The organism is Polaromonas sp. P3_B1 (assembly GCF_056402935.1).
The window spans coordinates 1-12,385 of sequence record NZ_JBFUGK010000044.1; the positions used below are offsets into that span (position 1 = coordinate 1).

The 12,385-nt window shown below is 66.4% G+C and carries 14 protein-coding genes; 9 read left to right on the forward strand and 5 right to left on the reverse strand.

Going from position 1 to position 12,385, the window contains the following annotated elements:
* Window positions 1-118 precede the first annotated feature (118 nt).
* Both AC1DXS_RS21115 and AC1DXS_RS21120 read right to left on the reverse strand, forming a co-directional pair.
* The gene (locus AC1DXS_RS21115; protein ID WP_477739423.1) at window positions 119-1,033 is read right to left on the reverse strand and encodes a ketopantoate reductase family protein; all 915 of its coding nucleotides are present in this window, start codon (window positions 1,031-1,033) and stop codon (window positions 119-121) included.
* 86 nt (window positions 1,034-1,119) lie between these two features.
* Window positions 1,120-2,049 (reverse strand): LysR substrate-binding domain-containing protein, encoded by a 930-nt coding sequence (locus tag AC1DXS_RS21120; RefSeq protein WP_477739424.1) that lies wholly within the window; start codon window positions 2,047-2,049, stop codon window positions 1,120-1,122.
* A gap of 132 nt (window positions 2,050-2,181) precedes the next feature.
* Here AC1DXS_RS21120 and AC1DXS_RS21125 point away from each other — a divergent pair, with 132 nt between their 5' ends.
* On the forward strand, window positions 2,182-2,817 hold the full coding sequence (locus AC1DXS_RS21125) for an NADPH-dependent F420 reductase (RefSeq protein WP_477739425.1): 636 nt from the start codon (window positions 2,182-2,184) through the stop codon (window positions 2,815-2,817).
* A gap of 228 nt (window positions 2,818-3,045) precedes the next feature.
* Entirely contained in the window at window positions 3,046-3,720 is a 675-nt protein-coding gene (locus tag AC1DXS_RS21130) for an outer membrane beta-barrel protein (protein ID WP_477739426.1), read from the forward strand.
* 93 nt (window positions 3,721-3,813) lie between these two features.
* Here the strand turns inward: AC1DXS_RS21130 and AC1DXS_RS21135 are convergent, their stop codons facing one another.
* A complete protein-coding gene (locus tag AC1DXS_RS21135; RefSeq protein ID WP_477739427.1) occupies window positions 3,814-5,130 on the reverse strand; it encodes an ATP-binding protein in 1,317 nt (438 codons plus the stop codon).
* A gap of 10 nt (window positions 5,131-5,140) precedes the next feature.
* On the reverse strand, window positions 5,141-5,890 hold the full coding sequence (gene ompR, locus AC1DXS_RS21140) for an osmolarity response regulator transcription factor OmpR (RefSeq protein WP_074575082.1): 750 nt from the start codon (window positions 5,888-5,890) through the stop codon (window positions 5,141-5,143).
* 291 nt (window positions 5,891-6,181) lie between these two features.
* Here ompR and AC1DXS_RS21145 point away from each other — a divergent pair, with 291 nt between their 5' ends.
* The 3 genes from AC1DXS_RS21145 to AC1DXS_RS21155 all read left to right on the forward strand — a co-directional run bounded on the left by AC1DXS_RS21145 (window position 6,182) and on the right by AC1DXS_RS21155 (window position 8,033).
* Entirely contained in the window at window positions 6,182-6,715 is a 534-nt protein-coding gene (locus AC1DXS_RS21145; RefSeq protein WP_477739428.1) for a hypothetical protein, read from the forward strand.
* 65 nt (window positions 6,716-6,780) lie between these two features.
* On the forward strand, window positions 6,781-7,092 hold the full coding sequence (locus AC1DXS_RS21150) for an EF-hand domain-containing protein (RefSeq protein ID WP_477739429.1): 312 nt from the start codon (window positions 6,781-6,783) through the stop codon (window positions 7,090-7,092).
* Window positions 7,093-7,154: 62 nt separating this feature from the next.
* A complete protein-coding gene (locus tag AC1DXS_RS21155; RefSeq protein WP_477739430.1) occupies window positions 7,155-8,033 on the forward strand; it encodes an alpha/beta hydrolase in 879 nt (292 codons plus the stop codon).
* On the opposite strand, the gene AC1DXS_RS21160 is transcribed toward AC1DXS_RS21155, so the two are convergent.
* On the reverse strand, window positions 8,005-9,216 hold the full coding sequence (locus AC1DXS_RS21160; protein WP_477739431.1) for an extracellular catalytic domain type 1 short-chain-length polyhydroxyalkanoate depolymerase: 1,212 nt from the start codon (window positions 9,214-9,216) through the stop codon (window positions 8,005-8,007). The genes AC1DXS_RS21155 and AC1DXS_RS21160 overlap by 29 nt on opposite strands.
* A gap of 275 nt (window positions 9,217-9,491) precedes the next feature.
* Here AC1DXS_RS21160 and trhO point away from each other — a divergent pair, with 275 nt between their 5' ends.
* From trhO to AC1DXS_RS21180, 4 genes are all read left to right on the forward strand, one after another.
* On the forward strand, window positions 9,492-10,439 hold the full coding sequence (gene trhO, locus AC1DXS_RS21165) for an oxygen-dependent tRNA uridine(34) hydroxylase TrhO (RefSeq protein WP_477739432.1): 948 nt from the start codon (window positions 9,492-9,494) through the stop codon (window positions 10,437-10,439).
* Between the two features lie 8 nt (window positions 10,440-10,447).
* Window positions 10,448-11,113, forward strand: a complete 666-nt coding sequence (locus AC1DXS_RS21170; protein ID WP_477739433.1) for a glutathione S-transferase — start codon at window positions 10,448-10,450, stop codon at window positions 11,111-11,113.
* 80 nt (window positions 11,114-11,193) lie between these two features.
* On the forward strand, window positions 11,194-11,640 hold the full coding sequence (locus tag AC1DXS_RS21175; RefSeq protein ID WP_477739434.1) for a DUF2628 domain-containing protein: 447 nt from the start codon (window positions 11,194-11,196) through the stop codon (window positions 11,638-11,640).
* A 41-nt stretch (window positions 11,641-11,681) separates the two neighbouring features.
* Window positions 11,682-12,350 (forward strand): hypothetical protein, encoded by a 669-nt coding sequence (locus AC1DXS_RS21180; RefSeq protein ID WP_477739435.1) that lies wholly within the window; start codon window positions 11,682-11,684, stop codon window positions 12,348-12,350.
* Window positions 12,351-12,385 lie beyond the last annotated feature (35 nt).

The window sequence follows — 12,385 nt, forward strand, 5'->3', positions numbered from 1 at the left end:
AAAGAGTGGAGCAGCGATGGCGCTGGTGGTTTGCTCCTTCCCCCGCTGGGGGAAGGTAGGGATGGGGGCCCCGCGGCGATCGATTGACTGGCTGGCGTAGTCGCGGCAAGCGCAGAACTCAACCCGCTGCAGCTTTTCCTTCGAGCAGCCTGACCATGGCCCAGAGCACCCGGTTCGCGGGCACAGCCACGCCGAGCGCCTCGCCGCGTTTGACGATCAGGCCGTTGAGGTAGTCGATTTCGGTGGGCTTGCCGCGCGCCAGGTCCTGTGCGGTGGAAGCGTACTGATTGGGCATGCTGCCGGCCAACTTGTCGACGGCGGTGTGCACGTCGCCGGCCACCTGCACGCCTTCGGCCTTGGCGACCGCCAGGCATTCGGCGACCACGTCGCGCATCACATCGATCACACCCTCGCCCTGCACCGTCTTGCCGTAAGGCAGCTGGGCAATGGCCGAGACGGCGTTGTAGGCACAGTTGAGGATGAGCTTGGCCCAGAGCGCGCCACGCACATTGGCGGAGATTTCGGTGGGCACGCCGGCGGCGATGAGCGCTTGCGCCACGCTATCGCTGAGGGCCGAAGGCTCAATCACCAGGTCGCCGCGGCCATGGTGCTTGAGGTGGCCGGGGCCGGCCATTTCGGTGGCGACATAGACCACGGCGGCGGCCACGGCAGTTTTGGGCAGCACCGCGCGCAGGCGGTCGGCATTGTCCACGCCGTTTTGCAGGCACAGCACCAGGGTGTCGGGCTTGAGATGCGGCCGCATCAGCGCACCGGCCGATTCGGTGTCAGTGGACTTGACGCAGAACAGCACCAGGTCGGCGCCCTTGACGGCGGCCGGGTCGCTGCTGGCGGCCAGGCGCACGTGCTCGTCGAACATGCGGGTTTCCATGCGCAGGCCGTCGCGCTCAATGGCCGCCACATGCTGGGGCCGCGCGATCAGCACAACCTGATGCCCGGCGCGCGCGAGCATGCCGCCGAAATAACAACCGACGGCGCCTGCGCCCATCACGGCGACTTTGAGGGATTGGGTCATGGAGAGCTGCCTTCCGCTTGGCGGGAGATGTGAAGACAGCGATTGTGTTTCAAGTCCGCCCTGTCTGCTGGCGGTGGGAGGCAAACCTAACCCAGGCTGCCGGCAAAGCGCCGGGCCAGCTGATGGCGTTCGAAGGCTTCGGCCACAAAATCGATGAAGACGCGGGTCTTGGCGGGCATCTGGCTGCGCGTGGCGTAATAAATCGAGATGGCACCCGCATCCACATACCAGCGCGGGAGCAGCCTGACGAGTTCGCCGCGTTCCAACTGCGGCAGCACGTCGGGCACGGCAAGCAAGGTCACGCCCAGGCCCATCAAGGCTGCGGCCCGCATGGCTGTCGGGTCGTTGACCAACACGGACTCGAGTTGAGCAGCCGGCATTGCGGCGCCAGCCGCGTCGCGCATCACCCACTGGCGCAGCCGCCCCGTGGCGCTGGATCGCATAAGGATGCCGCTGAGCGCGGCCAGGCCTGCGGGGTCGGTGGGCGGCTGGCGGCCGGCCATAAAGGCGGGCGAGGCAACAGCGACCAGATGGATGGGCGCCAGGGGGCGCGACACCACACCGGGCGAGAGTTCAAAACCACCGCCTATGGCCGCGTCATAGCCCTCGGCGATCAGGTCGACCGGGCGGTTTTCAAAATACCAGTCGGGGCGCACCAGGGGATAGCGCTCAAGAAAGGCCGGCAGCAGCGGCAGAATGTGTTCGACGCCAAAGGTCGGTGACATGCTGACTTTGAGCGGGCCGGCGGGCGCGCCGCTGTCATCGGCCAGGGCAGCGATGGCGGACTGCAGCGCGTCGAGGTTGCCGCCAATCGATGCCAGGAAGCGCTCGCCGGCTTCGGTCAGAGTCAGCTTGCGGGTAGAGCGCTGGAACAGGCGCACGCCGAGGTTGCGCTCCAGCATGGCGACATTGCGGCTGACCGCGGCGGGCGTCAGCGCCAGGCGCCGCGCAGCCTCGGAGAAGCTGCGGCTCTCGGCGCTGCGCACAAAGGACTCAAGGTTGGCCAGGGTTTCCATGGCCACATCTTAAACAAATGCTTGAAGATGATTCAAGCCATTGCCGCCTTATCAAAACKCAATCGAAATCCCATCATTCATTCCATCAACAACCCGATGAGCAAGCTCATCAACGACCCCAGGAGTGAATTCATGTCTACCCCCGTTAACAACAGCAACGCCAACATCCCCAGCATAGGCATCCTCGGCGCCGGCGCTATAGGCTCGGCCATCGCCACCGTCCTGGCCCGCCACGGCATCCCCGCCACACTGTCCAACAGCCGCGGCCCGGACTCGCTCAAGGACAAGGTGCGCGAACTGGGCCCGACCATCCAGGCCGGCACACGCGAAGAAGCGGCCGCCAAGGACATCGTGTTTGTCGCCGTCAACTGGGGCCGCCTGCCGGCCGCGCTGGCAGGCCTGCCGGATTTCGGCGGCCGCATCGTCATCGACACCAACAACCCGATTGAAGCGCCGCTGTTCAAGCCTGCCGAATTGAACGGCCGTCTTTCGAGCGAGGTGCTGGCCGACCTTGTGCCCGGTGCACGCGTGGTGAAGGCCTTCAACCATCTGGCGGCGAAATTGCTGGCCAGCGACCCGGGCACAGAAGGCGGCAAGCGTGTGCTGTTTTTCTCGGGCGACGATGCGGCAGCCAAAGCCACCGTGGCCGCGCTGATCGCGCGGCTCGGGTTCTCGGGAATCGACCTGGGTGCCCTGGCCGTGGGCGCGCGCCTGGCGCAGTTTCCGGGTGGCCCGCTGCCTCTGCTGAATCTGGTGCACTTCGCCTGAGGCCAAGCGGGCGGCCTGACCCGTCGCTGACGAGTCACGCGGCGCGCTGCGTAAAGTCACAATTTTTTTACCGTTGGTTTACCGGCGCTAGACCGCCGCTATACCGGGCCATCGCTCAATGGCGATGCGCAGGGTCCTGCGCGGCCTGGGCTGAACAAGGGCACTTGTTGCCCGCCCAGGCAGGTCAGAAGCTGCCGGCGCCATGCGCCGGCTTTTTCCGGAGAAAACATGAAGTTCACCTATTCATCCAAATTGTTGTGGCTGTCCACCGCTGCACTGTCCCTGGGCGCCGCGCTGGCGCAACCGGCACAGGCGGCGCCGCTGGCGGCAAACTCACAGGATGTTTACATCGGCGGCAATATCGCCGCCAGCCGTGCGCCCGGCCTGGGCGGCAGCATTGACGGCGCCCTGGCCAACCAGGGGCTGGGCAGCAGCACCTCGACCGGCACGCCGGGCACCTCGGGCGGCCTGCGGCTGGGCTACCGCCTCAACCCCAACCTGGCTTTTGAGGCCAGCTATGACCGCATAGGCTCGACGGACCTGCAGTCGGCCATCGCCTCGCCGGCGGCGGACAGCGCCTCGGGCACCTGGAAGGCGCACGGCTTTGGCCTGCATGTGCTGGGCATCGCGCCGCTGGACAACCAGTGGTCGGTCTACGGACGCGCGGGTGTCGAGCAGTGGCACACCTCGCTCGACACGGCATCCAGCACCGGCGCCACCGCCAATGTGTCGACCACGGGCTCCAACACCTCGCTGGCGTTGGGCGCCGGCGTGGCCTACGCCATCTCGCCGAATGTGGATGCCACGGCGGAGCTGGTGCGCTACAACCGCGTCGGCACGTCCTCTACGGGCAGCAGCGCGGTGAACCAGGTCAACTTCGGCCTGCGCTACCACTTCCTCTGAGCGTATTTTTGAAAACACCCTGAAGGCAGGGTGATCCCAAGGCCGGCGCCTGCGTGCCGGCCTTTTTTGTTTTTATCGTTGGCAAGCGCGGCCTCAGGCCCGCGGCAGGCTGATCCGGGCGCACAGGCCGCCGCTGGCGGCCGGCAGCAATTCAAACCTGCCGCCATGCGCGCGCACGATGCGGTCCACGATGGCCAGGCCCAGCCCGGCACCAGGCGGGCCGCCGCGCGTGCTTTCAGCACGGCGAAAAGGCTGCTTCAAGGCTTCGGCCTGCGCGGCGGCAATGCCGGCGCCGTGGTCCGTCACCTCTATCCAGACCGAATCGCCCGAGCTGCCGGTGGCGATCGCGACCGGCGGCAGGCCGTGGCGCCAGGCGTTTTCGACGAGGTTGGTGAGCACGCGGCGCATCGCGCGCGGGCGCAGGGGCACGGGCGGCGGGTTGCCGGCTTCCAACGCCACCGGCATGCCCTGGCCGGCCGAGGCGGCCGCCACTTCGGCCGCCAGCGCATCCAGCGACACGGGCGCCGGCGCTTCGCTTTCGGTGCTGCGGGCAAAGTCCAGGAACTGGCCGATGATGGCGTCCATTTCTTCCACGCCGCGTGTCATGCGGGCCATGAGTTCTTCGTCGGCCTTGTCCCGCAAGATCTCTATGCCCAGGCGCAGCTTGGTCAGCGGCGTGCGCAGGTCGTGCGACACCCCCGCCAGCATCAGCGTGCGCTCGTCGTCGGCTTGCGCGAGGCTACGTACCATCTGGTTGAAGCTGCGGCTCAGGTCGGCGATTTCCGTGGGGCCGTCTTCGGGCAGCGGCTGGGGGCTGCCGCCGCCGGCCAGCGTGTGCGCCGAAGCCACCACGCGGCGCAGGGGCCGGTTCAGGTGGCGGTGGATCAGCAGAGCGCCCAGCAAGGCCAGCAAGGCGCTGGTGAGCGAGGCCGCGATCCATGCGCCGGTGAATTCGCGCGCCGGCAGCACGCCGGGCAAGGTCACCCAATGGTCGGCGCCGTCCAGGCGCAGCCGCACCGCCAGGCTGCCGCCGGCTTCGCGGCGCCAGATGATTTCGGAGCCCTCGCCTTCCAGCGCAATGCCGCGTGAGGCTTCATTGACGAAGCGCCGCTCAAGCCGGCTCAGGAGCGGGCGCTGGCCGCGACCGCCGCCCTCCTCGTCCTCCGCAATACCCTGCATGGCACGGCGGTTGAATTGCGYCACAAAAGCCTCGCGCTGGGCCGGCGGCATGGCGGCCAGGCCGGCGCGGATGGCGCCGACATTGCGCGCCACCGCCACCGACAGCTGCGCCAGCCGCGGCTTGACGATCAGCTGGCGCACCAGCAGCGCGCTGGCCAGCTGGCCCACCACCACGAGCACCACGATCAGCAGCACGTTGCGCCCGAACAGGCTGCGCGGGAACAGCGTCATACAACGAGCCTCATGGCTTGCCCGCCTTGCCGTGCCTGGCCGCGCCGCCTTCGGGCACAAACACATAACCCACACCCCACACCGTCTGGATGTGCGCCGGCTGCGACGGATCGGCTTCGATCAGCTTGCGCAGGCGCATGACCTGCACGTCAATGCTGCGGTCGGTGGCTTCGTGGTCGCGGCCGTAGGCCAGCTCGATCAGCCTGTCGCGGCCCAGCGGACGATTGGGGTGCAGCGCCAGCGCCTGCAACAGGCTGAACTCGCCGGTGGTGAGCGGCACGTCCTCGCCGTTTTTGTCCAGCCGGCGCGCATCGAGCGCCAGGGTGAAGTCGCCAAAGCGCACCGTGCCCCGGCCGGGCAGCGGACCGCTGTGCGCGCCCAGCATGCGCTGGCGGCGTACCAACGCCTGGATGCGGGCCAGCAGTTCGCGCGGGTTGAAAGGCTTGGGGAGGTAGTCGTCGGCGCCCATTTCCAGCCCGACGATGCGGTCCACCGGGTCGCCTCGGGCGGTGAGCATGACGATGGGAATGGTTTCGCCCTGCGCGCGCAGGCGCCGGCACACCGCCAGGCCGTCTTCGCCCGGCATCATCACGTCGAGCACCAGCACGTCAAAGCGCTCGCGCGCCAGCAACGTGTCCAGGGTTTTGGCGTCTTCCAGCGTGCGCACGGCATAGCCCTGGTCGCCCAGGTAGCGCTGCAGCAGGCTGCGCAGGTCGGCCTCGTCGTCGACCACCAGGACCCGGGCCAGTGGCTCGCTCATGGTGATGGACCTGTCTGCACGAAAAAGGAAACCGCGTTGAAAACAACCATCGGAAAACGCCCGCAGCAAGAAAGATGCCCCCATGGTAGCGGCCCGCGCGAAGCCGGCCGCCCGGCAAATCATGACAAACGATGACAAAGCCGGGGTTTGTTCATGCCTTGTCATCAAGAGGCCGATTGCCGCCATGCGCGGTTCACATCTGGCGGCCACAGTGGCGTCACGGCGCTGCAATACAGGTTTGCGCGGCGCCGAAAGACCTCAAACCTCACTTCAATCTCACAGGAGCCCGCGATGAAAACCACGCTTTCCGCCACCGCCCTCGCCTTTACCCTGCTGGCCGCAGGTTTTGCCGCCACCGATGCCGAAGCGGCCGGCCACCGCACGGTGCGAGCCAATGCCGACGGCGGCGTCACAGCCACCACCGCGGTCAACCGCCAGGGCCCGAACGGCGGCACATGGGTACGTAACCGCAGCACCAGCACCGACGGGCAAGGCAATGCCAGTACTGCGGGCAGCGCCTCCAGCACAGGCCCCAACGGTGCCACCGCCGTGCGTACCGGCCAGGCGAGCCGCAGCGCGGACGGCTCGGCACAGCGCAGTGGCAGCTTTGCCGCCACCGGCGCCAAAGGCAGCGTGGAAAGCAGCGGCAGCAGCAGCAAGACCGCCGACGGCAGCGTGAACGCCAGCCGCAACACCACGGCCACCAGCGCCGCTACCGGCAACAGCGTGCAAAGCACGGCTTCCTACAACCAGGCCACCGGCGTCACGCGCAGCACGACCTGCTATGACGCCACCGGCACGGCCATGAGCTGCCCCTCGCGCTGAGCGAGGCTCGCCTTCCACCGAAGCGGATTCTTCCAAACCTTCCAACCTTTATCTGGAGCACTTTCATGACCCCCACCTTCAACCTCCGCGCTCTTTCAATCATGGGCCTGCTGGCGCTGGGCGCCGCGGCCCATGCCCAGACACAGTCGCCCAACGCCGGCCGCCTGGAAAAAGCCCGCACCGAACTGCAAAAGCGCTTTGACGCGGCCGACACCAACAGGGACGGCAAGCTGACACGTGAAGAAGCGCAGGCCAAAATGCCCAAGGTGTACAAAAACTTTGATGCCATCGACACCCACCATACCGGCGCCATTTCGCTGGCCGACATCGAGACCTTTGTGGTGTCGAAAAAAGGCTCGCGCAAGCCGGCCGGCTGAGCCGCATGCAGGGTTTTGCGTTCTTCCCGTCCTACCGGACGCTGATTGACTGGAGATTTTTCATGACGCTTTTTGCCACCCGGGCGCGGCATGCCGGCCTTGTCGCGGCGCTGCTTTTTTCCGCCACCTTGAGCCTGGCCGCGCCGGCGGTACCCGAGGGCGTGCGCCGCATCGCCGACCTGCCCTACGGCCAGGACGAGCGGCAACGCATGGACGTCTACCTGCCGGCCCCGGCCACGGGCAGCACCGCGAAGGCGCCCGTCATCGTGATGGTGCACGGCGGCGCCTGGATGGTGGGCAACAAGGCCATGCCCAAGGTGGTGGAGAACAAGGTGGACTACTGGGTCAAACAGAAGGGCTATGTCTTTGTCTCGGTCGGCTACCGCCTGATGCCGCAGGCCGACCCCCTGCTGCAGGCGCGCGACGTGGCCACGGCGCTGGCCAAGGCGCAGGGCCTGGCGGCCTCCTGGGGCGGCGACCCGGCGAAGTTCATCCTCATGGGGCACTCGGCCGGCGCGCACCTGGTGGCGCTGCTGGCGGCCTCGCCGGCGCTGGCACGCGAGGCCGGCGCCCACCCCTGGCTGGGCACGGTCGCGCTCGACAGTGCGGCGCTGGACCTGGAGCGCATCATGCGGGCGCGCCACATGCGCTTTTACGACAAGGTGTTCGGTGCCGACCCGGCTTACTGGCGCAGCGTGTCGCCCAGCGCCGTGCTGGCGCCGGACGCCACGCCCATGCTGCTGGTGTGCTCGACGCAGCGCGGCGACGGCCCTTGCCCGCAGGCGCAAGATTTTGCCGCCAAGGCGATGGCCAAAGGCGTGCGTGCAAGCGTGCTGCCGCAGGACCTCACGCATGAGCAGGTCAACGCCACGCTGGGGCTACCAGGCGCGTACACCGAGGCCGTGGACGGCTTTATGGCAAGCCTGCTGCCTCGTCCTTAGGTTGCGGCGATACCGCGGCGCGGCGGTGGTAACTGAAGAAGGTCCACATCATCAGCGCGGCATCGGGCCCATGGGGTTCGTTGAACTCCAGGCTGGCGTCGCCGCCGCTCCAGGCGTGGCCCAGCATGTCGACATCGCACTTGACGAGCTGCGGCTTGCGGCCCGCGTACCAGGTGGCGGTCTGGTAGGCATGGCGCGGCCGCCGGCCGCCGCGGCGCTCGGGATGGCGGCGCACCACGGGCCCTTCGCGTGAGGCACTCTGCGTGATAACCGGGCCGTTGATGATTTCAAACTGCTCGGCCAGTTGGTCGGCATTGACCCGCCGCACCACGCTGTCGTGATTGCCATGGATCAGCAGGGCCGGCATGCCCGGGAACTCCGGCTGCTGGCTGGCAAAGGAACGCGCGGCCGCGCCGTAGGACGAACCCGAGCCGTGCTGCATGGCGCGGTAGGCGCTGAAGGGTGAATGCGTGGTGCCGAACACCGGCGCCGAGTGCATGCCCACGGCCGCAACCAGCTGCGGGTGGCGCAAGGCCACGATGGCGGCCAGCGCGGCGCCGGCCGACAGGCCTGCCACATAGGTGCGAGAGGCATCCAGTCCGTGTTTGTTTTGCACCTGAGCGATCATCGCGGCGATCACTTCGACGTCACCCTCGCCCCGCTGCGTGGCCTGCCTGTACCAGTGCCAGCAACGATGGGCATCGGCCGCGGCCGATTGTTGCGGATAGAGCACCGCAAAGCCCTTGCGTTCGGCCAGCTCGTTCATGCGGGTGCCCGCAGCGAAGTCGGCCGCGGTTTGCCGGCAGCCGTGCAGCATCACGACCAGCGGGCGCGGCGCAGCGGGCGTATCGGACACCCCGGCCGCGGAGGCGGGAAGGTAAAGCCAGTACATCATGCGCCGGGCATCGGTGTAGAGGCCGTCCCCCGGCAAGCTGAACCAGGCCTTGCGCCAGGTGCCGGGAAGGCCTGCGGCGGCGCGCGCCTGCGCCGCCGTAGGCCGGCGCGCTTTCCGGGCGGGCTGGGTCGCGGCAGGCTTGACCAGTTTGAGTTGGGGCTTGCGCGGCCTGCCGGCCGGCACGGCCTTGGGCAACAGGCTTTTGAACAGGCGCAATCCCTCCGCCTGCTGGACCTTGCTGACGCGGCGCATGCTTTTCAGCCAGAGGCTGCTCAGGCTTTTGGACATGAAGGGCGGTGGAGTTGAGGGGTCATGGAGGACGGCGCGGTATGGCCGGGCCGGCGTGCGATTTATAAGTACACGGTTATTTTGCTGCATTGCAGCAAAATGTCTATCGGTCAGGAGCTTAAAGCGATGCCGCCTGGCTTAAATGAAGTGCCTTTCGTCACAAAATCCAGCTGTTAAGGCACAAAAGCCCTCCCCGTTACCATTGGAGGCTTGGCTTAAGCCGCTGAAAATGCCTTTTTGGGGCACTCTTGACCTGTTTACCCGCCTTTTTCTTCATGTCCCGTTTCCTGACCGCCGCCCTGTACCAATTCGTTGAACTGCCCGACTTCGCCGCGCTGCAGGGGCCCCTGCTCGCGCAATGCGAGTCGCACGGCGTCAAAGGCACGCTTTTGCTGGCCGCTGAAGGTATTAACGGCACGATTGCGGGATTGCCTGAGGGTGTTCGTGCGGTGCTGGCCTATTTGCGCGCCGACCCGCGCCTGGCCAGGCTGGAGCACAAGGAGGCCTGGGCCGAACAGATGCCCTTCTACCGAATGAAGGTGCGCCTCAAGCGCGAGATCGTCACCATGGGCGTGCCCGAGGTCCATCCAGCGCTGATGGCGGGCGAATACGTCAAGCCGCAGGACTGGAATGCACTGATCCACGAGCCCGGCGTGGTGGTGGTGGATACGCGCAACGACTACGAGGTGTCCATCGGCAGCTTTGAAGGCGCGATCAATCCGCACACCGGCAGTTTTTCGGAGCTGCCCGGCTGGGTCGAGCGCGAGATGGCCGAGGGCGGCAAGCTCGCCGAGCGTGACGGCAAGAAGCCCAAGGTGGCGATGTTTTGCACCGGAGGCATACGCTGCGAAAAATCCACCGCGCTGCTGCGCTCCAAAGGCTTTGACGAGGTCTACCACCTCGAAGGCGGCATCCTCAAGTACCTGGAGACCGTGCCGCAGGCGCAAAGCAGCTGGCAAGGCGAGTGTTTTGTGTTTGACGAGCGCGTCTCGGTGGGCCACGGGCTCAAGCCCGGCGGCTTCACGCTGTGCCGCTCCTGCCGCGACCCGCTCAGCGAAGAAGATCGAAGGTCGCCCCTGTATGAACTCGGCGTGAGCTGCCCGCACTGCCACAGCAAGACGACCGACGAACAAAAAGCCGGCTACCGCGAACGCCAGCGCCAGGTCGAGCTGGCGGAAAAACGCCAGGCCGCGCACATAGGCGTGCGCCAGCCCGGCGCCTGACTGCGGTCATGACCAGCGCCCTGCCCGTCCTGTATTCCTTTCGCCGCTGCCCCTATGCAATGCGCGCCCGCCTCGCGCTGGCCGTGAGCGGCGAGCCTTACGAACTGCGCGAAGTCGTGCTGCGCGACAAGCCGGCCGAGCTGCTGGCCGCCTCGCCCAAGGGCACGGTGCCTGTGCTGGTGCTGCCTGATGGCACGGTCATAGACCAAAGCCTGGAGGTGATGCTGTGGGCGCTGCGGCGCAATGACCCGCATAGCTGGCTTGCGCCGCCCCAGGCTTCCTTGGACGAGATGCTCGCGCTGGTCGCCGGCAACGACGGCGACTTCAAGCGCCACCTGGACCGCTACAAATACCCCAATCGCTACCCCGATGAATCGGCCGGTGATACGCAGGCGTTTGCCCTGCTGCACAGGACGGAAGGCGCGGCATGGCTGGCGAAGCTGGACGGCATGCTGGAGGGCGGATGGCTGTTCGGCGCGCGCGCCAGCCTGGCCGACATGGCCTTGCTGCCCTTTGTGCGCCAGTTCGCCCACACCGATGCCGCCTGGTTCGCCACGCAAGCCTGGCCCAGGTTGCAGGCCTGGCTGGCGGGCTTTGAGGCCGGCGCGCTGTATGCCGGTGTGATGGGCAAACATGCGCCGTGGCGCGAGGCAAACACGCAAGTTCAATGCTGATATAAAGCAATCAACAGCACGAAGGCCGAGTCATACAGCCGGCAGCGCCGCACAAGTCCAATCACTCCCGGGAGGATTTCTTGAACCAGCCCACGCAACCCAACCCTTTTGCGCCGCCGCAGGCGCCTGTCAGCGATGTGCCCTCACCGTTGGCCACCGCGGCCATAGACGAGTTGCCGGTTTCCGACACCTGGAAAACCAAATTCATGCTGATGGAGAAAGCCGGCGGCGTCAAGATGCCACGGCACAAAGAGCTGAGCACCGGTGAGCGCATGAAGATCAGCTTCAACGTGCTGGCTTTCCTCTTCGGTCCCTTCTACTACCTTGCCAAGGGCATGTGGAAAAAGGCCATCACCCTGTTTGTGGTGAGCGTGGCAATCGTGGTGATCCTCGAAATCGCACTGGAAGTGGCCGGTCTCGGCCGGTTCGGCAAAGCGCTCACCTATGGTGTCGCCGCCGTTTACGCTGTGCGCGCGAACATTGACTACTACAAGAAGATGGTGCTCGGGCAAAACGGCTGGTGGTAGGTGCGGGTGCTGCAGACAACGCATTGATGCCGTTACCGCCCATGCGCGCCCTCCTCCTTCTCCCCCTCGCCTTACTGGCCGGTGCGGCCAAGGCCGAGCCACCGGCCTACCAGAAACTCCTGGTGCAGTGCCAGAACCGGCAGCCTTCTTTTGAATGCGCCAAAACCATAGAACGCTTCCAGGCGAAGTCCGCCCAGTCGTTCCGGTTCTCACGAGTGGGCCCGCTTTTAAGCATTCGCACCACCCAAAAGACGGTGCGGCTGAGAGACAGGAACAATGAGAGCGACCAGGACGTGAGCTATATCTACCTCACATACCTGCCGGATGCCCGGCTCCACGTTCTCTACGCCCACCTCTGGGAAGGCAGCAGCTACCTTGCCATCGACCACACGAGCGGCCGGCAATACCCCATGCTGGGATTTCCCGCCGTGTCACCCGACCGCAAAAGAGCCGTAACTTTCTCGGCGGCCGGTGAGGCACGCTATGACGCCAACGGCGTAGCGGTCTGGGAATTGCGGAAAGGCCGAGCCCGCGTTGAGTACACCTACGGGCCGGACGCCAGCGACTGGAGCCCTGTCGACGTGCGATGGAGCGGGCCTGCGACCGTCAAGGTCGCGGGCCGGTGCAACCCGGACCTGCTTGAAGCAAAGTCGTGTCCCAAGCGCCTTGAGTTGAAGGCAGGAATATGGTCTGTTGCGAACGACGACTAGCCCGGCAGCCAAATAAACGCATCCACCTGAAGCCA